Consider the following 20,760-nt stretch of genomic DNA (forward strand, 5'->3'; position numbering starts at 1 on the left):
CCATTTCTTGGACTTAGGCGCCCCTAACGAACATAAGCACACGAGCGCGCCAGCTTTCCACGCGGGTACCCGTAGCCCAGCCCATCGATTCCACCGCCACAACGTACGATTTAAGTTATCAAATTACGGCAGTATTAATAAAGATGCTTCAAATGCAAAACCGTCACAGCGGTGCGTATGCGGGCAGGCCAGCGAGCCGGGAACACCGGCCGCAAGTCCGGAATAGCCCGCTGCTAAACCCGCTGCTACCCCACTGAGGAAATAAATACCGCGGTGATGAGATTGGACACCCACTCGAGCAGCTCATCACCTTCCATGGGTGCTCCACTTCCGAGGCGCGCGGACGTCTGCGCCACCCCGAGCGACACCGGCCGTGTGCTTCCAGACCCGCCGCTTCCAGCGGCAGGCGCCGGCGGAACAGGAACCATGAGGACTCGAACCGCCGGCTTGAGCATCGCCCCCGGATACAAGCGCTTGAGCCGAGCTTGCCGCGAGTCAGGCAGCGCCACCGGTGTGAAACGCACATTGCGCCCCATCTGGGTAATTTCCTCCAGCCCGGCACTGCGCGCCAGGTCACGCAGCTGCGCTATCCGGAAAAGCCGCGCGGCCACCTCGGGAATCTCCCCGTAGCGGTCGCGCAATTCCGCGCGAATTTCCTCGCGTTGGGCCTCCCCGCGCGAAGCCGCCAACTTGGTGTAAATCTCCAGGCGCAACCGTTCGGAAGGCACGTAATCTTCGGGCAGGTAGGCTTCCACCGGCAGCTCAATGCGCACATCGCTGCTGGCGTCGTCGTCGCCCGGAATCTCCCCACGTATTTTCGCGACCGCTTCGGAGACCATGCGCACGTACAAATCGAAACCAACGCCCTCAATATGGCCGGATTGTTCGCCGCCGAGCATATTGCCCGCCCCGCGGATTTCGAGGTCCTTCATGGCAACCTGGGTGCCGGCCCCGAGGTCGGTATTCGCGGCGATGGTTCGCAGGCGTTCCAGGGACGTTTCCGTGAGCGCGCGATCCGGATCATAAAGGAAATACGCGTAGGCACGCTCGCGCCCGCGGCCCACGCGCCCGCGCAGCTGGTGGAGCTGGGAAAGCCCGAGCTTATCGGCATTATCCACAATGAGCGTATTCGCATTGGAAATATCGAGGCCCGTTTCCACGATGGTGGTGCAGATGAGGACGTCTATCTCGTGATCCCAGAAATTCTGAATAACATTTTCCAGATCGCGTTCGCTCATTTTTCCGTGGGCGACGGCGATGCGCGCCTCGGGCACCAGCTCGCCGAGCTGCGCGGCCACCCGGCCCATATCCCCCACCCGGTTATGCACGTAAAAAACCTGGCCGTCGCGCAGCAACTCGCGGCGAATCGCGGCGCTGATCTGGCGATTTTCCCGCGCACCCACGTAGGTGAGAATCGGGTGGCGTTCCTCGGGCGGAGTGGCCAGGGTGGACATTTCCCGCACTCCCGTGACCGCCATTTCCAGCGTGCGCGGAATCGGGGTGGCCGACATCGAGAGCACATCGATATTCGGGTACATCTGCTTGAGCGTCTCTTTATGTTCGACGCCGAAACGCTGCTCCTCGTCAATCACCACCAGGCCGAGGGCTTTGAAACGCACATTTCCCGTGAGCAGGCGGTGGGTGCCGATCACCACATCAATACTGCCAGCGGCGAGCCCGGAAATGACCTCCTCCGATTCGCGCGGGCTCTGGAAACGCGAAAGCGCCGCCACCCGCACCGGGAAACCGGCGTAGCGTTCCTCGAAAGTCTCCCGATGCTGCTCCACCAGCAGGGTGGTCGGCACCAGAACCGCCACCTGGCGGCCATCCTGCACCGCCTTGAAAGCCGCTCGCACCGCAATCTCTGTTTTGCCGTAGCCCACATCCCCGGAAATAAGGCGATCCATGGGAACCGGCTTTTCCATATCGGCTTTCACTTCGTCAATGGTGTGCAGCTGATCGGGGGTTTCCACGTAGGCGAAAGCGTCCTCGAGCTCGCGCTGCCAGGGAGTATCCGGCGAAAATGCGATACCCGGAGTTGCCATGCGCTGCGCGTAGAGACGAATAAGCTCGGAAGCAATTTTGCGGGTGGCAGCCCGGGCCTTCGACTTCGTTTTCTCCCAATCGGCCCCGCCCATTTTATTGAGGCTCGGGGATTCGCCGCCCGAATACTTCGAGACCTGGTCAAGTTGATCGGTGGGCACCCAAAGCTGATCGGGCGGCCCACCGCGCCGCGACGGCGCGTACTCCAGCACAATATATTCGCGCTGCCCGCCTTTACCGCCAATCGCGCGCTTTTCCATCCGCACGAAACGGCCCACCCCGTGGCGATCATGCACCACAAAATCCCCGGGAGTAAGAGACAGCGGATCAACGGCATTCTTGCGGCGCCGCTTGGGCAGCGTGCGCATATCCCGGGTGGAAGAACCGCCCCGCCCGGTCAGATCCGCGCCCGCGTACACCCCGAGCTGCTGGCCTTCCATAACGAAACCCTCGGCGATGGGCGCGGCCACCACGTAAACCACCCCGGACTCGAAATGCGCGGGGAGCTCCGCTACCGCGCTGGCGGGAACGCCCAGCTCACCGAGCTGTTCCGCGTAGCGGCGCGCCAAGCCCGGCCCGTCCACCACCAGCACCTGCCGCACCCCGCGCCGTGCCTGCTCCCCGATAGCGGCGAGAGCCTCATCAACTTTCCCGAGGAATTTGCGCGGTTCGCGCGCCGCGACAGCGGCGCCGGCGTCGTCGTTCTTGGTGGTGCCTCCAGTGGAGGCGACGTTTCCGGAAAAGCCGCCGAGCGTCCACCAGGCCTGGCCGCGTTTCAGCGCTTCCGCCCGGGTGGCCGTGACGCTCGCGAAACTCGCCGCATTGGCCTGAACCGGCGGCGTACCCCCGGCCGCCGCCGCGCTCCAGGCCGCCGCCAGGAATTCCTCCGTGGTGGCAATCAGCGACTCGGCGCGCTGGTCCACGCGCTCCGGCTCGATAATGAGGAGGCGGGCGGTGGCGGGAAGCACATCCACCACGGCGTCCATGCCGTCCACGAGCACCGGCGTGAGGGACTCCATGCCCTCCGGGGCGATGCCAGCGGCGATTTTGTCGAGCATATCGGTGGCGCCGGGCAGCTCGCTGATGAGCGCGCGGGCGCGGGTACGCACCGATTCGGTGAGGAGAATTTCGCGGCAGGGCGGGGCGTAGAGCTCCTCGCGTTCCTCCATGGAACGTTGGTCGCCCACGGAGAAAGTGCGGATTTCGTCCACGGTATCTCCGAAGAATTCCACGCGGATCGGATGGCGTTCCGTGGGCGGGAAAACGTCCAGAATTCCGCCGCGCACCGCGAATTGGCCGCGGCGTTCCACTATATCAACCCGGGTGTAAGCAGCGTTCACCAGCGCGTTTTCCACCTCCTCCATGGGGGCATCCTCATGGAGGCGGATGCGCACGGGCGCCAGATCACCCAGCCCGCGGGTAATGGGCTGGAGCAGCGCCCGCACCGGCATAATGAGCAGGCGCAGCGGCTCGAATTCTTCCGGATGGGCCAGGCGGCGCAGGGTGAGCAGGCGGCGGGCCACCGTATCCGAACGCGGGGACAGGCGCTCGTGCGGGAGCGTTTCCCAGGAGGGGAATACCGCGATCTGCTCGGCCGGGAGGTACGCGCGCATCGCGCCCTCGAGGATTTCGGCCTCCCGCCCCGACGCGGTAATGGCCACGTGGAGGGGATGCGATGCGGCGGGGCCGGTTACCGAATCACCGCCGTGCGTAAGGTAGGCCAGGGCCGGGGGCACCACCCCGCGCGGCATCGGAATATCCAGGCGAGTAGCGGTCGAAGCGGCGGCGCCACTCAGAGCGGGATCGGCGCCGATGAGCGGCAGCAAGGATTCTAATTGCACGGGACGCTCGTTTCCTTCCTCGTCCTTCTGGGGTTTTGGTTCACGCTCGGCGCCACCGGCTAATGCTTCGTATGCAAACGCATCGTGGCGCTTTCCAGCCCGTTACGTAGCACATCCTCCACGGCGTCCGCGGCCTGTGCGATGAGCACGTCAAGCTCCTTGCGCTCCGCCGAACTAAAAGGGCGCAGCACAAAATCGGAAGGGTCCTGGCGCCCGGGCGGCCGGCCGATGCCGAAGCGCAGCCGAATATAATCCTTCGAGCCCGTGGACTGCGAAATCGACTTGAGCCCGTTATGCCCGCCTTCGCCCCCGCCGCGCTTGAGACGCAGCGTTCCGAAAGGAAGATCAAGTTCATCGTGAACCACAATAAGGTTCTCCACCGGGCAGTCGTAATAGCGCAGCAGCGAGCTCACCGGCCCTCCCGAGGTATTCATATAGCACTGGCACGTGGCAAGAATGACCTGCTCACCGGCCTGCCCGGGCATCACCCCCACCCGCGCGGAAAGCTGGTTCGTCTGGGTGGCGCCGTGCGAGCGCAACTGCCCCCCGCAGCGCGCGGCAAGCTCCGCCACCACCATATACCCACAATTGTGGCGAGTTCCGGCATAGGTAGCACCGGGATTACCTAATCCAACAACAGCGTACATGCGTTCCTCCTGTGCATCTTCAACCGTACCCGCTTACCCGAGATTGTTGCGTTCCTGCGTGCCTCGTATTTTTTACGACGACGCCGACATGGCACGCGGCCGCGGACATTGCGTCCGCGGCCGCGTGAAAGTCACTCGTGGCGAGTGGGGTGCATTGCTGATTTACTCGCCGGCACCTTCGGAAGCTGCCGCTTCTTCGGCTGCTTCTTCTGCCTGAGCTTCGGCCATAGCGGCATCGGCTTCTTCCAGCGCCTTATCAACCTGAGGCTCCATGACCAGGGAGACGATTTCTTCACCGTCAACCAGGGCTTCCACATCCTCGGGAAGCTTGAGGTCCGCAACGGTGATACGTGCGCCATCTTCGAGACCTTCGACGTTGACCTCGATGGATTCCGGAATATCGATTGCCGGGGCAGACACCAGAATATTGAGGAGTTCGAGGGTGTTGATAAGGCCCGGAGCCGGTTCGCCCACAACGACCACCGGAATTTCAACCTCGACCTTTTCATCGCGCTTGACGCGCAGGAAGTCAACGTGCTCAATGGAGCGCGAGAGCGGATTGCGCTGAATGTCCTTGACCAGCGCGAGGCTCAATTCACCATCAATAGTAAGGCTGACCAGGGCATTCGGATTGCCCTTGACCGCGAGGAACATGTCGTGCGCATCCAGGTGCACGTGCACCGGCTCAATCCCGTGCCCGTAAAGCACCGCGGGAACGCGCCCATCGCGGCGCAGGCGGCGAGCCGCACCCTTGCCAAATTCATCACGGGTTTCGGCAGTCAGCTTGGCAGCATCAATAGCCATGATTCTCCTTCGTTGTATTACCGGTCACCCGAATGACGGGCTGACCTAGATATTGTCAATATGAACACCCGAGGCGCGCAGACCGCGCCGGGTGGTGGCCTCGTAAAGCAGGCCACCCGAAGGAGCGCCTGCCGCGTCGATAACGGAAAAGTTCGCGAGCGCGGATCCCGTTCCCAGCTCCCCTGCCCGCAGGTTCACCAGGTGATTCCGCGCTTCGAGCTCCCTCCCTCGCCGAAGCAACGCCGTCAATTTTAGGGCGACGGCGGCAAAAAACAAAGTTTTTTGCCGCTCCTCACATACCCCGTGCCCTTCCTGCCCTACCAGCGCCTCACCGCCAGCCCGCTCCACTGGCACACCCACTGGCACACCCGCGACCCGCGCCCAAAAACCTCGACTCACCGCAACGCACTCACACCCGCCTGACCTGGGCATACGCACGCAGCCACGCCGTCACGGGCTGCTCAACCCCGGAATGCCCACGTTGCCACACCATCCGCCTCGCTAGAATCCGCCCCGCCAGCTGGCGCCGTCGTCGTACCACCCTTTCCCACCCACAAAACGTGCATTTTGAACCTTAAGACCCACAAAATGTACATCCTGGACATTAAAACGCCGAAAAACTGTCACCCACGTACATTTTGTTTTGGCGCACCTGTGGAGGCACGCTAGCGGCACCTTCAAGCGATTCCCGGTCGGCTTTCGCTTGTGGATAACCTCTTGTTCCTGTGGATAGCACCTTGCCCAAATGACCGTGAGGCTCAATACTCACCCCATGAGCAAACGAATCCGAGATCTTCCACTACATCCTCCCATCTTTAGTCTCCCGCAGCTCGATAAGCTTGGGTTACCTAGGTCCTTCACCAGACATCGGCGTTTCGAGCGGCTAGCACCCGGAATTTATCGGGACACCAAACGTGACATAACGGAAGTCGACGTTCTTCTTGCTCTCCTTCATAGATTTCCTACAAGCGTGGTAACAGGGAGCTCCGCAGTGCGCCTTTGGGGATTACCACTACCACCTCGTCTAGTGACATGGGACAGCTCTAAACCGGTAAACCTCTCATCCCCTTCAAAAAAACTACCCACATTCCCACCCCCTTATCCGCTGGGATCGCACGCAGCTGCTGGACAGCGACATAGAAACGATCCGCACGCCCGGCGGGAACCTGCGCATTGCGTCGCGGCCGCGGGCAGTGCTGGCGAGCGTGCCGGATCTATCGTTTTACCAGCTCATTGCGGCAATCGACGCGCTCCTGCGCATTCCTCGCCGGCGCTTCGAGGGGAGGTCGGCGCCCTACGCCACCCGCGAGGGCTTGGAAATATTCCTGGCCGAACACCCGAGCTGGAATTTTGTGGCACACTTTCGCGCGGCGCTGGCCTGGGCGCGGGTGGGCGTGGATTCGCCAATGGAGACTCTGCTGCGGCTCATTATTGCCATGGCGGGATTCCCGGAGCCGTGCCTTAACCAGCGGCTTCTCGCCCCGGACGGGCGCTCGCTCGGCCAGCCCGATATGCTCTTCGAGGAGCAGCGCATCATTGTGGAGTACGACGGCGCACCTCACCGAGACGCCTCTCAGCAGGTCAAGGATCGCCAGCGGCGCGAGCTCCGCACCAGTTACGGCTGGATCGAACTACAGGTTTTCCACCCGGATCTCCGCCTTCCCCGGCGGCTCGTCCGCATGATGTTCAACCCGGGCAAGCCCGTGCTTCCGCGCATCACGAGCGGCGAAGTTCCCGCAACCGCTCGCCTGGCCGAGGCCTTCCGCCAGCGCGGGTGGCGGGTGAGGGAATGAGCCGGTAGAGGGTAAGGAACTGAGTAGGTGGCCGACCCGGAATTACGGCAGCCGCGCACATTCTTATAGGGCTTGCTCAATGCCGTCTACCTCGCCGCGCCGCCCTACCCCAATGCTCGCAGCAACAGCCAAACCGCGAGCGCGGTTCCGAATATGCCGACCAGCCAGCGCACCACACCTCCGGGGAGGAAACGCTGAAGGTGCGGGCCGACCATCCCGCCCAACAACCCGCCGAGCATCATGGTCAGCGCCGCCGCGTAATCCACTTCCCCGGACCAGATGAAAAAGAGCAGGGCCGTGAGATTGGCGCAGCCCAGAACCGGGGATTTGAGGAGGAGTGCCTCGTGGGTGGTCATCGGGGTGAGGATCGCGGCGATGCCAAGATACACAACCGCGGAGGCCGCGCCGAAATAACCTCCGTACACGCCCAGCACTCCCACCAGCACCAGGAAGGTGGGAACCGGAATATTCGCGTGGATGCCGCGTCGTTCCAGGTAGGGGCCGATCAATGTGGAGAGGGTAGCGATGAGCACCAGCCAGGGCACCACGAACTCGAAAACTTTCGGATCGAAAGCCAGCAGCAGTACCGCGCCGATAGCTCCGCCCACCGCGCTGATAAACATCTGCGGCCACAACGGGTAAGCCTGCACGGCCCGCATGGAACGCCAGCCGGTGAGTACCGACCCCAGGCTGCTCCCGAAATTATTGATCGCGTTCGTGACATTGGCAGTAATTGGCGGGAACCCGAGGGCCAGCAGCGCCGGGTAGGTAACCAGCGAGGCCACCCCGGTCAGGTACCCCACGATGCCCCCAAGCAGGCCGGTAGCGAAGACAAGTACGGACAGCGCCCAAGTCGATGTGACCACCACGTGCGTTATCTCCCTTCCCAGCCGCGCAAAGTATCCGCGCCAAACCGTACAACGTACCGGCTTCCCAGCCGCAAACAGAGCCCGGTACTTTTTTCCCCCCCCCAGAAAGCACCGCGCTACCACTACAACAAGAAAGGCGCCGGCGCGCTCAAAGCGCACCAGCGCCTCCTCGTGAGGCTACCTCACCTTTAGTACGCGCCGTCAAATAGCGAGGTCACCGAGCCGTCCTCGAAGACTTCGTCGATGGCGCGGGCCAGGGTGGGGGCAATGGAGAGCACCGTCAGGCCCTTGAAACGCTTCTCATCGGGAATCGGCACGGTGTCGGTCACCACGAGTTCGCGAATCGGAGCGTTCGAAAGCCGCTCCACCGCTTCCCCGGAAAGCAGCGCGTGGGTGGCCGCCACGATAACGTCCTTGGCGCCGGCATCCTTGACCACGCGAATCGCGCCGACCAGCGTACCGGCGGTATCGATCATGTCATCAACAATAATGGCGGTTTTGCCTGCCACGTCACCAACCACGCGGTTGGCCTTCGCGGAATTGGCTTTCTCAATATTGCGGGTCTTATGCACAAAAGCCAGCGGAATTCCACCTAGGCGCGAAGACCACTGCTCAGCCACCTTAATACGGCCGGCATCGGGTGAGACCATAACGGCGTCGTCGCCGGTAATAATCGAGCGGACGTATTCGACCAGGGTGGGCATCGCCCACAGGTGGTCCACCGGCCCGTCGAAGAAACCCTGGCTTTGCGCGGCGTGCAAATCCACGCTCATAATGCGGTTCGCGCCGGCCGTCTTGAGTAGATCAGCCACCAGTCGCGCCGAAATCGGTTCGCGGCCCTTATGCTTCTTATCCTGGCGGGCGTAGGGGTAGTACGGCGCCACCACGGTGATGCGCTTGGCCGAGGCACGTTTGGCGGCATCCACCATGAGCAGCGTCTCCATCAGCCATTTATTAATGGGGCTGCTGAAGGCCTGCATAATAAAAACATCCGCCCCGCGGATTGACTCCTCATAGCGGATGTAAATTTCTGAATTTGCGAAATCGTAGATGGTGGTGGGCAGCATGCTGATGTGGAGGCAGCGTGCCACCTCCTCCGCCAGCTCCGGATAAGCGCGGCCCGTGGCTAGGACCAGCCGCTTATCGTTCGATACCCGCATTCCCGTACTCATTGTGCTCCCCCGATGTGTTTCGCCTGCTTGGGTTTTTCGACGTTGTCAGCTTATGTGATCGCGGCGCTACCCGCTACCTGGTAAACGGCGTTTACCGCCAGAACAGTGTTTACCCACCACAGCGGTGCTGGGCGGCTTCCCCGAGCGCCACCGCGTGCCGGGCGCATTTCCCGGCTGGGATGAGGCAATCGCGCAGGTACACATGCCGCGCCCGCGCGCCTTCTTCCACGATGACATTGCTCAGTTCCCCGGGGCCCACGTGCCCGAACCGCGCCACCCGCGTGGCTCCACGCAAAATACTATTAGGTTCGACGACGCAATCCGGCTCCAACTCCACCTGGACATCAATCCACGCCGTGGCCGGATCAATAATGCTCACCCCGCTGCGCATCCACTTCTCCCCGATGCGCCGATTCATTTCCCGACGCAGGGCCGCCAGCTGGACAAGGTCATTCGCACCTTCCGCAGCCAAGTAATCACTGCTCACATAGGAACCAACCCCAGCTCCGAGCTGGTACGTCCGCGCCACCACATCGGTCAGGTACATTTCCCCCTGGGCATTATCGGTGCCCAGGGTCGCCAGCGCCTCGCGCAAAAACGCGGCATCGAAAATATACGTGGAGGTATTGATTTCGTCGATGGCACGCTGCTGCGCACTTGCGTCTCTATCTTCTACGACGGCGCAGATGGTTCCCTGGCTATCGCGCACAATCCGCCCGTAGCCAGCCGGGTCGGGAACCCGGGCGCTCAGCACGGTGACAGCGGGGCTGGCAGGGAGCGCCTGGGCGGTAGCGGCGGCGTCGTTCTTGTAAGCACCGTTCCCATGAGCGCGCGCAAGCTCCCCGAGAATCTCCCCACCCAAAAGCGGGGTATCACCGGCCATAACGAGAACCGGGCCGGTCACATCGGCTCCCAGGGCTTCCATCCCACACCACACCGCGCGGCCGGTGCCCTTGATCTCATCCTGGTCGGCGATGATGACAGAATCGTCCAGCTCACGAGCGTGGGCGGCCACCCGCTCCCGCTCGTGACGCACCACCACAACAATATGCTGGGGATTCAAGCTGCGGGCGGCGGTGATGGCATGCCCAAGCAGGGTGCGGCCGCACACCTCATGCAAAAGTTTCGGGGTGGCTGATTTCATGCGAGTTCCCTGGCCAGCAGCCAGGATGACGACAGCGGAGAGATCCATGCCTTCCCTTTTCTGGCGGCGATGCGCCCTATAGTTCGCCACGGACGCTGACGCTACGCCCGAAAACGTTCCGCCACTAGGATTCGAACCTAGAATAACGGTTCCAAAGACCGCTGTGTTGCCGTTACACCATGGCGGAAAACTGCCGACGCGCGGGCCGGCACCGATATAGTCTAACCGACCGAAGCGCTCCTGGCATAATACTAAGTATGAAACAGACCTCGCCTGAGGGCACGAACGGCATCGATGCTGCGCGCGCCGCCAATAACACGCTTACCCACCCCACCCAGAACACCGCTGCCACCACCGCGGCTGCCTCCCCGAACACCTCCACTCCGGCCACCACACCGGCCCCCGCTTCGGAAAAGAAGCGGGTGCGCATGTCGCGAGCAGACCGGCGTAAACAATTGGTGGGCGTGGCCCGCGAACTTTTCGCGGCGCAGGGTTTTGACGGTGTTTCCATTGAAGAAATCGCCGCGGCCGCCCAGGTCTCCAAGCCGGTTGTGTACGAACACTTCGGGTCCAAAGAGGGCATTTACAACGTGGTGGTGGATCGTGAACTCGTCACGCTCACGGAATTGCTCTCCGCGCGTATGAATATTGGCTTACCCGAGCGTGAGGTGCTCGAGTCCATCGTCGTCGCCGTACTGGATTACATCGAGCATAACGACGACGGTTTTCGCCTCCTCGTGCAGCGCTCGCCAGCTACGCTCGGCGGGGATTCCTTCTCCACCGTGATCGCGGATGTGGCTGATTACGCCTCGGATTTACTGGCGCCCATGCTCGGCCGCAATGGTATTTCTCCGCAGTATGCCCGCATTTACGGGCAGACTCTGGCCGGGGCACTCGGCCAGGTGGGCCAGTGGTGGGTGGATGTGCGCCAGCCCGATAAGGAAACAGTGGCGGAGCACGTGGTGAACTTTATGTGGAACGGCTTACGCGGGCTGGAATCGCAACCGCGCCTGCTCACTCGCGGTGGGCACTGAGCCAGCGCAAAGGAACGCATTGAGCGGGAAGTGCAGTTTTAGGTTTGCCCCGTGCCGTGACATAGAATGGACAGCGACACGCAAATAGAACGATGGCGCTCTAGGTGACGTCACCGGTCTTGCGCGCGGCGGTTGCCCGTGTCTGAGCGCGTGGCGTGCTACCCCTAGAATTTTCATCAATCGCACGACAGCAAGGACGTACCCCTCATGCTCTCCGTTGAGAACATCTCCAAGAGTTTCGGGTCGCGCAAAGTATTGCAAAATCTCACCTTCGCGGTTCGCCCCGGTGAAATCTTCGGTTTCGTCGGCTCGAACGGCGCCGGGAAAACCACTGCAATGCGCATTATGCTCGGCCTCCTGAGTAAAGATTCCGGGCAGGTGACCTGGAATGGTGGCCCTATTGATTTCGCGGCGCGCCAGCGCATCGGCTATATGCCAGAAGAACGCGGTCTCTACCCAAAAATGCCGGTCGATAAGCAGCTGATCTATTTTGCGCGCCTGCACGGGATGAGCCCGGATGCGGCGCGGGCCGCCATGGAACGCTGGACGGATCGCCTCGGGGTGGGTTCACGCCGGGAGGATGCCGTCCAGAAACTTTCCCTCGGTAACCAGCAGCGCGTGCAGCTGGCCGCCGCCCTCATTCACGATCCAGAACTCCTCATTCTTGACGAACCTTTCTCCGGGCTGGACCCGGTGGCGGTGCGCACCATGAGTGACACGCTGCGCCAGAAGGCCGATGAGGGTGTTCCGGTTATTTTCTCCTCCCACCAGCTTGATCTGGTGGAACGCCTCTGCGATAGCGTTGGGATTCTCGCGGGTGGAAATATCGTGGCCCGTGGCACCGTCGATGAGCTGCGAAATTCCGGTAATCCGCCCTACGCGCTGGCGGTACGTGCCGAGGAAGCCACGCTGCACACGGCCCTCAGCCAGGCCGGATTTACCGTCCATCCCGATCCGCTGGCCGGTACCTCGGAGGCGCCGCTGAGCGCCGGGATTACCCGGGTGCTCGTGGAAACCCCGACCGCCGGTATCACCGCAGGAACCGGTATCAACACGGCCGCTGCGGAAACCATCGCCGATCCCACCGCCGCGCTTCTCAATGCGGCCCAGCGCGCCGGCACCGTGGTGGAATTCACCCAGCGCCGCCCCCACCTCACGGAATTGTTCCGCGACGTTGTTCAGGTGCCCTCCGCGGAGGAAGGTGATGCGGCCGCCCCCAAGAAAAAGCGTGGCCTGTTCGGCTCGCTGTTCGGAAAGAAGGCTAAGTAATGGTACGCATCGTTTTCGCACGCGAGTTCAAGAACGTTTTCGCTTCCCGCGCCACCATGATTTCCTTGGCGGTCATGTGGGTGATTGCTATTGTGGCCGGCTTCGCGGGCCGCGTCTTCCTGGGCGGGGATGATGAAGCTAACGGAGCCGCCCCGGCCCCGCAAGCCCAGGGCATTTACCTGGAAGCCAGCGCCGCGGAGCTCCAGCCCTACCTCGAGGGCGCCGGTTTTTCCGCCCTCCCGACCACTAATATCGCCGCCGAGCTAGCGGCTGAAGAACCGGAAGCGGAGATCGGTATTTCCGGTACCGCCCTCGATCCGCAGATCGTGGCCACGTCCCCGAATCCGAAGGAACTTCCCGCTCTCAAGAAGGTGCTGAGCACCTACGTGCTGGAACAATCCGGGGTGGATGCCACGGTCCTCGCCCAGCTGGATACCATTAATAATCTTCAGGTGCAGACGGTGAATTACACTCCCTCCGGCATCGAAGCTAATCCCATCGGTTTCCTCATCGGTTCGGTGAGTGCCATGCTGATTTTCTTCATGGTGATGGGTGGAATTGGCGCGGTTGGTGCCGGCGTCGTCGAAGAAAAATCTTCCCGCGTGGTGGAAATTATTTTGACCACGGTCCGCCCGCGCGTCCTGCTGCTCGGCAAAGTACTGGGCTTGGGAGCCGGTTGGGTAGTGATCCTCTTCGGCTATATCGGCGCAATTATTACCGGTGTGGCAATTTCCGGGCTGGTTCCCGATCTCAGTTTCCTCCAGGAATTCGGGCTGGCCGGGATGGTGGCGCGCACGGTCCTGTGGATGGTACTCGGCTATTTCACCGCCACCGCGCTGGTGGGCGGGTTGGCGGCCACGGTGTCCCGCCAGGAAGACCTGGCCGGAATCAACACCCCGGTTATGTTCGTCCAGTTCATCCCCTTCTACACCGCTATCTACCTCATTCCGGCGCTCCCGGAGGCCGCGATCACGAAGATTCTCTCGGTGCTGCCCTTCTTCGGTCCGTTCATGATGCCGATGCGCACCGCGGTCGGCGAGGTCCCGCTCGTGGAAGAACTGGCGGCGGTTGGCATCAACGCACTTGGGGTCTTCCTGCTGGCGATCCTGGCCGGCAAGATTTACGAACGCTCGATTTTGCGGATGGGTGAGCGCGTCAAGCTCACGCAGATTTTCCGTAAAGCCGCCTAAGTTCTCATATAGTACGACGACGCACGTGGGGCCCGGGATTTCTCCCGGGCCCCACGTGTATATACCTGGCCGAAGGGCGGCTCTGGCTGGGTGGGTGCGCCCGCCTTAGCCCTCGGCTATTTCAGCTGCCTCCAGCCACTGTTCTTCTAGCTCGTCAAGCTGGCCGCTTGCCTCACTCAGCTCTTTGCCAATCCGCGCGAGTTCCTCGTAGTCCCCGCTGACCGCGCAGGCGGCACTGCGCTCCTCCAGCTTGGCGATTTGCTCGCGCAGCCGGTTCATGCGTTTCTCAATACGCTGCACTTCTTTGCGGGCTTCGCGCTGGAGGGCACTCGCACTTTTTTCAGATCCGGCACCGGAGGGGGCGGGCGCAGCCCCGGAGTTGCTCACGCCGCCGGCGCCCTCACGCTCTTCTCGTTCCTGTTCACGCAGCCGCAAATATTGATCCACACCGCCAGGCAAATCCCGCACGTGACCATCGAGCACCGCGATCTGCCGGTCCGTCATGCGTTCGAGCAGGTAGCGGTCATGGGAGACCACGATGAGGGTTCCCGGCCAGCCATCCAGCACATCCTCCATCGCGGCGAGGGTATCGGTATCCAGGTCATTCGTCGGTTCGTCCAGGAGCAGCACATTCGGTTCGGCCATGAGCAGGCGCATGAATTGGAGGCGGCGCCGTTCCCCGCCCGAAAGTTCACTGACCCGCGTCCAGGCACGTTCGCGGGTGAATCCCATCCGCTCGGTCACCTGACTCGCGGTGAGTTCTTTCTTCCCCACCTGCACGCGAGCTGCGACGTCGTTCACGGCCTCCACCACCCGCAAATCCGCAACCTCGTCGAGTTCGCGAGTGTGCTGCGATAGTTCGGCGAGTTTCACGGTGGTGCCGCGTTTGACGTGCCCGGTTGTGGGCTCAAGCCGCCCGGCGATGAGCGCGAGCAGCGAGGATTTCCCGGCACCGTTCGCGCCCAAGATCCCCACGCGTTCGCCCGGCGCAATCCGCCAGGTCACCCCGCGTAAAATTTCCGGACCCACCCCGTACCGCAGGCTGACGTCCTCAAGATTGACCACTTCTTTGCCTAAGCGGGAGGCTGCCATGCGCGTCATTTCCACGGTATCGCGCGGAGCCGGGACGTCCGCAATAAGATTTTCCGCCGCTTCGATGCGGAAACGCGGCTTGGAGGTGCGGGCCGGGGCGCCGCGCCGCAACCACGCCAGTTCCTTCCGCAATAAGTTATTGCGTTTTTCTTCGGCGAGTGCGGCCTGGCGTTCCCGCTCGGCCCGCTGGAAAATATAATCCGAATACCCACCCTCGTAGGTTTCCACCCGGCCGGGAATCTGCCCGCGCGGACCCTCCACCCCGGGCACCACTTCCCACAGGCGGGTGGCCACCGCATCTAGGAACCAGCGGTCGTGGGTGACGGCCACCAGCGCCCCGCGCGGGCGCGGCCCACCGAAACGTTCCTTAATATAATGCGCCAGGAAAGTAATACCCTCCACGTCTAAATGGTTGGTCGGCTCATCAAGAATAATAATATTTGCCTCGCGGGTGAGGGTATGGGCCAGGGCTACCCGCCGGCGCTGCCCGCCGGAAAGCTCACGCACCCGAGCCTGGAGGGGAATATCGGGGAGCAGCCCGGCATGCAGGTCCCGCACCCGCGCGTCACTGGCCCATTCGTGGCGGGCGGTTCCGGCGTGAATCGCCTCGAGCACCGTGGTATCGGGCAGCTCATCGGCCTGGGTGAGCGTGGCAAATGTCGCGGTATTGGTCGGGATCACCTCGCCGCTGGTGGGCGCAAGCCGCCCGGTGATGAGGCGCAGCAGCGTGGTTTTCCCTCCCCCGTTTGGGCCGACGACGCCTATGCGGCTGCCGTCCTCTAAACTCAGGGAAACGTTGCTGAGAATATCGCTGCTTCCCAGGCTGACGCCCACGTCATGTACCGAAAGTAAATGTGCCATAGCTGGTGGTCCTTGGAATGGGGTTTTTAGTTGGGGAGTTCGCGGGCCTGCGCGATCCGCACATAATCGTCAATGGTGAGGGTTTCCCCGCGGGCCTGGGGTGATACCCCGGCCCGCTGGAGGATAGTTTCGGCGGCGGCCGGGCTGCCGGCCCAGGAACCCAGGGCACTGCGCAGAGTTTTACGCCGCTGAGCGAAAGCGGCGTCGACTACCTTAAAAACGCGTTCGCGCAGGTCATCGGTACCGGGCACGGGCCGCAAGCGCAGGTGAACAAGGGCGGAATCCACATTCGGCTCCGGGTAGAAAACGTGGCGGGAGATTTTCGCGCCGCGGGTAGCGCTGCCGTACCATGCGGCTTTCACGGAGGGCACGCCGTAGGTGCGGGAGCCGGGGGCGGCAGCCAGGCGGTCGGCGACTTCCAGCTGCACCATCACGGTGATGGTTTCCAGGCTGGGCAGGGCTTCCATGAGGGTGAGGAGCACCGGCACCGCCACGTTATAGGGAAGGTTGGCCACCAGAGCGGTGGGGGCGAAGGTCTGCGTGCTGCCGGGACCGCCAGTGCTGGCGGTTACGGTGCCGGTGGCCGCGGCCCCGGTCTGGCCAGTGCGGAGCGCAGGCGGGCAAGCGAGCTGCTCGGGCCCGGTGATACTCAGGGCGTCCGCGTGCAACAGCGCGAAATTCTCCGGAGTGCTGTGGCGGCGCGCCACGGTATCGGGGAGAGCTGCGGCGAGGGCGGCGTCGATCTCCACCGCGGATACGTAGGCGCCGCTTTCCAGGAGCGCCAGGGTGAGAGAGCCCAGGCCCGGGCCAATTTCGAGGACCTTATCCCCCGGGCCCACCCCGGCTTCCCGCACGATTTTGCGCACGGTGCCGCCGTCGTGCACGAAGTTTTGCCCCAGGGTTTTGGTGGGGCGGATATTCAGGGCCGTGCACAGCGCACGCACGTCCACCGGGGTGAGGAGGGCAGTTCCAGCCGGGATGCTGCCAGCCGGGGTATCACCGGCCGGGCCGCTACCGAGCGGTGTGCTGCCGGGCTGCGTGTTCCCGGGCGAGTCCTGTTGAGTAATATGATTGGCGACCACAGATGCAGTGTACCCGGCTAACTGACACTCTCGAAGCGAGGCCCGGAGGAATGGCCGATTCCCAGGGTTACGAAAGTCCCTTCCCGCCTCTCAGCGCTGCAAACGTAGACTCGCGCGAAAACGGCGCGGGAGAGTAGATGGGTTCACACCGAGACCGTTGATGAGAACCAGGACGACAGCAGCTGAAGAAAAAACAATCCAATACAGGCCGCGGTCCATTCCGGCTCCGATCAATGTCACGGAGACGATCCAACCAACTAAGGCACAGCACATGGCCACGATGAATGAGACACCTGCCTGCACGGTACGGATCTTCTTTGTACTCCAGCCCAGGTTCCAGTACACAAATTCTTTGAGGTCCCGCACAGCGGTTTGTTTCCTGCGCGCCAGGAGAAGCAGCACGCTCACTGCCAGGCCCGCCGCTGCCACCAGGACCACAAGCACTGGGAGCAATACTTCAACAAGAGCTTCGCCAATATCTAGCCCGCGGGCCCCATTTCGGAACCAAGCGATCATTGTTACTACTTCGCCAAGAAGCGAGCAGAACACTCCGATAAACAGTCCCTCAGCAACGGTTAACCAGCCTAGAAGAGAGATTCGCGGAAGATTCGAGCTGCTCCTTCGACTGGCGTAACGAAGCGGAAGGATAAGAAGGAGCGCATAGATAACAGCCCCGCAAACAAGTGGGATGCTTGCTAGTAATCGAGGTTGTTCCGCCACTGAAAACAGTGCCGTCGTTACAAGGGCACATGCGAGGAGAATCAGCCCCCACGCTTCTTCCCGAAGAACGGTTGCAAGGCATGAGGATGAGGACCATCCTTGATTTTTGAGAACATTGAATCTGGTTCGTCTCGCGGCAAATTCCACCGCTCCCACCACCGCGATCACGCCGATGATGAGGAAGCCGCCAGCCTGCGCGATTGAGTGCACTAGAGTGGTGAGGAGGCTTGCCATGAAATCCGCCGCGCCTAGCACAACATAGCGATGATCGACCCAGCCAAGCGCTTCTACTTCTTGACGGCCGGTCTCGCTATCGGTTTGGCCCGCAGTTTGCGGTACCCAAATCTTCGCAGTCCCGAGTGATGAGCCTGCCACTACCCTGGCATCTACACCTAAGGACCGGATTCGATCAGCCACTTTACCGATAGCTACTAGCGCATCTTCCCGAGTTAGGTCCTCAAGATTTGCGACTCGTACCCTAATGGCGTTGATCGGGAGTTCCTCTGCAAGGGCTTCCGCGCTTTCGTAAGACACCACTGCCGATGGTGGGTTCAGCGCAACACCGAGCCCCGAGCGGAGGTGGTCGATTCGTTCACTTCCCTGTATCAGGTGATTTGAAGAATAGAGTCCGAGCGCCCCGAGAGGCTCCATGCCAGGTATGTCATCGGTTTTTGTTTGCTGCGGAGTGAACTCGCCAACCTCAAAAGGTGCGCCACCGTCACGAACAACCGAGCCAAGAGAGGTGTCTAAGGGAGAGGTCGCGCGATACGTAATCTCTGCGCCACGCTCCTGCGGAGTTACTTGCGTGGCTAGAGAGTCAGACTCGTTATAAGAAGTATAAAGGGGAGCAATCCCTACGGGATTCGCCACAAAGCTAGCCCGATATTCCTCGTCAGCCTGAGCTCGCCGCGAAGCTTCATCTTCCGCTACCGTTTCTCCCGCAGGAACCGGAGTGAGTTTCGGAGCGAAAACGTTATCGGCAGTAACATAGGCCCCATTGGTATAGTTTTCAGTTATTCGCCCATAGGTTTCACCACCCTGTTCTGGAAGAGGCAGCAAAAACGCACGCGAGCCAAAGGGGCCATTGTCATGCGCCAGATCAATGTTTTGCTCGACTGTGTCCACCGCGTTTCCATGCTCGTCAATGCTCTCTATGGCAACAGAAATAGAGATATTCGGTGAAAACTCCTGGTTAGCAACGTATCCAAATATCTGAGAGTTCATTCCGTATGCCCGCCACGGGACCGGGCGGCTACGTTCTGCCATTCCTGGCATTGCAGCGAGCGGCGCAATCACCTCGCTCCCTTCTCCCGATCTTGCTTCCTGTGCCAGAGAAAGGTCTTGCTGAGTAACTACAACACCGTTCGGAAGAGCCGCGAGATCATCTGCGCTAAGTCGGTCCCCTAGGTCTGATTTACGTTCAACTACCTTGTCAAATTCAATGAGAGGATTGAGCCATTTTCCCGACGATCCCAAAAGTTCACGTTCCGATACGGGATCTACTACTGCGACACTGGTTGCCACATCGGGCAGCGCAAAAGCCGTGAGAAGAACCGAGTTTTCATCCGGGATGGTGACACTTGGATAGTGATACCGGTAGAGCTCTGGTCGCATGCCTATATGCGACTGAATTCCAGTGGGCTCACCGCCGGTGGGCGTGGGCCGAGCAATGATTCCTGTGGCGTCGAGGTCATATTGCGCCGTCCCTTTATCCAAAACCTTAGTTTCTGACTCACGCACTTGCCACGTAACGCGATAACTCTTCACAGGTGACGTTTGGAAATCTATTCCATCCGACGCAATTTGCGGAAGTACCCAAAATCCTTTGTAACTGCCGAGAAAACCAACCGGTGCCGCGACTGACACACCCTCAATTTTTCTCACTTCTTCGAGTATTCGCGATTCCAACTCCGGCAAGGTCTGCGCTGCATAGTTTTGTTCCAGCAGCGTCATTCCGGCTTTATCACGTGAGGAATAGAGAGCTTCGCCTGCCTTTTTATCGGTGACCAGAATGTCGTAACGTCCACGCCATTCGTCATCCATTTTGGCCCCGGCAAGGGAGTATGCCATGTGCGAGGCAAAGACCCACGCGAAGCAAAACAGCGCTATGAGCACGTAAACAGAACTGCGCTTCCAACTGGGCCGGAACATTTACAGGGTCACTTTCGTGTCAGCAATGGCCCCAATCACGTCATCGTGAGTGGCGACAAGAATACCGGCTCCCCGCCGTGCCTCCAACTGTAAGATCTCGGCAACCACGTGCGCGTTTCCCAGGTCGAGCGACGAGGTGGGTTCATCCAAGATCAGTAGATCAGGTTGCTTTGCAAGCGCTCGTGCCAGCGCTACCCGCTGAGCTTCACCACCCGAAATCTTCGCTCCCCGGCTTTCCGAAATATCTGCGACGCCAAGCTTTTCCAGCCATGAGTGTGCAGTGGTCTTATCAACGCCCCCGCACATAACGTTCTTGAGGACAGTTAGGTCGCCTAGTAAAAGCGCTTTCTGGTCCACGTACCCAATATTTGCGCGCCGGATATGTTGCGCTTCGCTTTCACGCAAAGAACTGAGATCCCTATCGCACCAGGAGACCCTTCCCGAACTGGGAGGCAGCTTTCCATACGCCACATCGAGGACGGTGCTTTTCCCCGAGCCCGAGCGGCCAACTACCGCCATAATGCTCCCGGGCTCCACCGAGAAAGTAAGATCATCAAAAATAACCTTATTAGGCTTGCCAGCTACCGAATACACCAAGCTCACAGCTTCAAAACCTATGAGGGTCTTACAATCCATTTTTAACCGCCTCCCTTCAAACAGCTACTTACGGAGCATGCGATCTTATAAGGCCCCTACCCCCGGTTGGTCACGCCCACATAACCAAGCAGAGATACACAAGAATAAGGACCACAGCAGCCACTGCCCCGATCAGCAAGGCGAGTGCGCGGCGCTGCTGCCGGCCAGCTACACCCCCGGAATCCGGTGAACCCCCGGAAGTCTCAAAATCCTGTGTGTACCCAGATTCCGCAGATTCTCCAACCAGGAATTTCCCCCACGCCAACCCGGCCCCCACGAGAATCACAAATTGAATAACCCAGGCGTACCAGGGTAGACCGGCTGACCGCAGCCCGACCATCGAGATAAGCGTCATCCCACCGGCCAACACCGTGCTTCTCACCACATTCATGGTGTAACTGTATACCCCGAT

At 61.1% G+C, this 20,760-nt stretch carries 16 protein-coding genes and 1 tRNA gene; 4 read left to right on the forward strand and 13 right to left on the reverse strand.

The genetic code is table 11. The annotated features are described in order from the left end of the window. Nucleotides 1-245: 245 nt before the first annotated feature. From mfd to AC5RK6_RS05885, 4 genes are all read right to left on the reverse strand, one after another. Nucleotides 246-3,884 carry a transcription-repair coupling factor gene (gene mfd, locus AC5RK6_RS05870; RefSeq protein ID WP_284891061.1) on the reverse strand — a complete coding sequence of 1,213 codons (3,639 nt, stop codon included), beginning with the start codon at nt 3,882-3,884 and terminating at the stop codon, nt 246-248. 59 nt (nt 3,885-3,943) lie between these two features. Then, nucleotides 3,944-4,531 (reverse strand): aminoacyl-tRNA hydrolase, encoded by a 588-nt coding sequence (pth, locus tag AC5RK6_RS05875; protein WP_284891062.1) that lies wholly within the window; start codon nt 4,529-4,531, stop codon nt 3,944-3,946. A gap of 162 nt (nt 4,532-4,693) precedes the next feature. Continuing rightward, entirely contained in the window at nt 4,694-5,335 is a 642-nt protein-coding gene (locus tag AC5RK6_RS05880; protein ID WP_274736262.1) for a 50S ribosomal protein L25/general stress protein Ctc, read from the reverse strand. Between the two features lie 45 nt (nt 5,336-5,380). Continuing rightward, nucleotides 5,381-5,533 (reverse strand): hypothetical protein, encoded by a 153-nt coding sequence (locus AC5RK6_RS05885; protein ID WP_284891064.1) that lies wholly within the window; start codon nt 5,531-5,533, stop codon nt 5,381-5,383. Between the two features lie 1,007 nt (nt 5,534-6,540). Here AC5RK6_RS05885 and AC5RK6_RS05890 point away from each other — a divergent pair. Further along, on the forward strand, nt 6,541-7,128 hold the full coding sequence (locus AC5RK6_RS05890; protein ID WP_284891065.1) for a putative endonuclease domain-containing protein: 588 nt from the start codon (nt 6,541-6,543) through the stop codon (nt 7,126-7,128). 104 nt (nt 7,129-7,232) lie between these two features. Here AC5RK6_RS05890 and AC5RK6_RS05895 read toward each other — a convergent pair whose 3' ends face one another. The 4 genes from AC5RK6_RS05895 to AC5RK6_RS05910 all read right to left on the reverse strand — a co-directional run bounded on the left by AC5RK6_RS05895 (nt 7,233) and on the right by AC5RK6_RS05910 (nt 10,500). Beyond that, nucleotides 7,233-7,994 carry a sulfite exporter TauE/SafE family protein gene (locus tag AC5RK6_RS05895; RefSeq protein ID WP_284891066.1) on the reverse strand — a complete coding sequence of 254 codons (762 nt, stop codon included), beginning with the start codon at nt 7,992-7,994 and terminating at the stop codon, nt 7,233-7,235. 191 nt (nt 7,995-8,185) lie between these two features. Further along, entirely contained in the window at nt 8,186-9,169 is a 984-nt protein-coding gene (locus AC5RK6_RS05900; protein ID WP_274736270.1) for a ribose-phosphate diphosphokinase, read from the reverse strand. Between the two features lie 109 nt (nt 9,170-9,278). Beyond that, nucleotides 9,279-10,361, reverse strand: coding sequence for an NTP transferase domain-containing protein (locus tag AC5RK6_RS05905; RefSeq protein ID WP_284891067.1), 1,083 nt, complete (start codon nt 10,359-10,361; stop codon nt 9,279-9,281). 68 nt (nt 10,362-10,429) lie between these two features. After that, nucleotides 10,430-10,500 (reverse strand) — tRNA-Gln (locus AC5RK6_RS05910). A 70-nt stretch (nt 10,501-10,570) separates the two neighbouring features. Between AC5RK6_RS05910 and AC5RK6_RS05915 the strand changes: the two genes are divergently transcribed. The 3 genes from AC5RK6_RS05915 (at nt 10,571) to AC5RK6_RS05925 (ending at nt 13,806) form a co-directional block, all read left to right on the forward strand. After that, nucleotides 10,571-11,347, forward strand: a complete 777-nt coding sequence (locus AC5RK6_RS05915) for a TetR/AcrR family transcriptional regulator (protein WP_284891069.1) — start codon at nt 10,571-10,573, stop codon at nt 11,345-11,347. 207 nt (nt 11,348-11,554) lie between these two features. Beyond that, the gene (locus AC5RK6_RS05920; protein WP_284891071.1) at nt 11,555-12,616 is read left to right on the forward strand and encodes an ABC transporter ATP-binding protein; all 1,062 of its coding nucleotides are present in this window, start codon (nt 11,555-11,557) and stop codon (nt 12,614-12,616) included. Continuing rightward, the gene (locus AC5RK6_RS05925) at nt 12,616-13,806 is read left to right on the forward strand and encodes an ABC transporter permease (RefSeq protein WP_284891072.1); all 1,191 of its coding nucleotides are present in this window, start codon (nt 12,616-12,618) and stop codon (nt 13,804-13,806) included. Before AC5RK6_RS05920 ends, AC5RK6_RS05925 begins: the two co-directional genes overlap by 1 nt. Before the next feature lie 105 nt (nt 13,807-13,911). Here AC5RK6_RS05925 and AC5RK6_RS05930 read toward each other — a convergent pair whose 3' ends face one another. From AC5RK6_RS05930 to AC5RK6_RS05950, 5 genes are all read right to left on the reverse strand, one after another. Beyond that, complete coding sequence (locus AC5RK6_RS05930) at nt 13,912-15,759, reverse strand: ABC-F family ATP-binding cassette domain-containing protein (protein ID WP_284891074.1); 1,848 nt, start codon at nt 15,757-15,759, stop codon at nt 13,912-13,914. Between the two features lie 26 nt (nt 15,760-15,785). Next, nucleotides 15,786-16,739: a ribosomal RNA small subunit methyltransferase A gene (locus AC5RK6_RS05935; RefSeq protein ID WP_284891099.1), complete on the reverse strand. Its 954-nt coding sequence runs from the start codon at nt 16,737-16,739 to the stop codon at nt 15,786-15,788. A 192-nt stretch (nt 16,740-16,931) separates the two neighbouring features. Then, on the reverse strand, nt 16,932-19,604 hold the full coding sequence (locus AC5RK6_RS05940; RefSeq protein WP_284891075.1) for a hypothetical protein: 2,673 nt from the start codon (nt 19,602-19,604) through the stop codon (nt 16,932-16,934). 108 nt (nt 19,605-19,712) lie between these two features. Next, nucleotides 19,713-20,348: an ATP-binding cassette domain-containing protein gene (locus AC5RK6_RS05945; RefSeq protein WP_284891076.1), complete on the reverse strand. Its 636-nt coding sequence runs from the start codon at nt 20,346-20,348 to the stop codon at nt 19,713-19,715. 70 nt (nt 20,349-20,418) lie between these two features. Next, entirely contained in the window at nt 20,419-20,739 is a 321-nt protein-coding gene (locus AC5RK6_RS05950; protein ID WP_284891077.1) for a hypothetical protein, read from the reverse strand. Between the last annotated feature and the right edge of the window lie 21 nt (nt 20,740-20,760).

Source organism: Actinotignum sp. usb-actsch-213, assembly GCF_059085665.1.

Coding starts and splice junctions, on each gene's coding strand:
- pth (WP_284891062.1), bottom strand. CDS start 4,531: ATGTACGCTGTTGTTGGATTAGGTAATCCCGGTGCTACCTATGCCGGA.
- AC5RK6_RS05880 (WP_274736262.1), bottom strand. CDS start 5,335: ATGGCTATTGATGCTGCCAAGCTGACTGCCGAAACCCGTGATGAATTT.
- AC5RK6_RS05900 (WP_274736270.1), bottom strand. CDS start 9,169: ATGAGTACGGGAATGCGGGTATCGAACGATAAGCGGCTGGTCCTAGCC.
- AC5RK6_RS05905 (WP_284891067.1), bottom strand. CDS start 10,361: ATGGATCTCTCCGCTGTCGTCATCCTGGCTGCTGGCCAGGGAACTCGC.
- AC5RK6_RS05915 (WP_284891069.1), top strand. CDS start 10,571: ATGAAACAGACCTCGCCTGAGGGCACGAACGGCATCGATGCTGCGCGC.
- AC5RK6_RS05920 (WP_284891071.1), top strand. CDS start 11,555: ATGCTCTCCGTTGAGAACATCTCCAAGAGTTTCGGGTCGCGCAAAGTA.
- AC5RK6_RS05925 (WP_284891072.1), top strand. CDS start 12,616: ATGGTACGCATCGTTTTCGCACGCGAGTTCAAGAACGTTTTCGCTTCC.
- AC5RK6_RS05930 (WP_284891074.1), bottom strand. CDS start 15,759: ATGGCACATTTACTTTCGGTACATGACGTGGGCGTCAGCCTGGGAAGC.
- AC5RK6_RS05940 (WP_284891075.1), bottom strand. CDS start 19,604: ATGGATGACGAATGGCGTGGACGTTACGACATTCTGGTCACCGATAAA.
- AC5RK6_RS05945 (WP_284891076.1), bottom strand. CDS start 20,348: ATGGATTGTAAGACCCTCATAGGTTTTGAAGCTGTGAGCTTGGTGTAT.
- AC5RK6_RS05950 (WP_284891077.1), bottom strand. CDS start 20,739: ATGAATGTGGTGAGAAGCACGGTGTTGGCCGGTGGGATGACGCTTATC.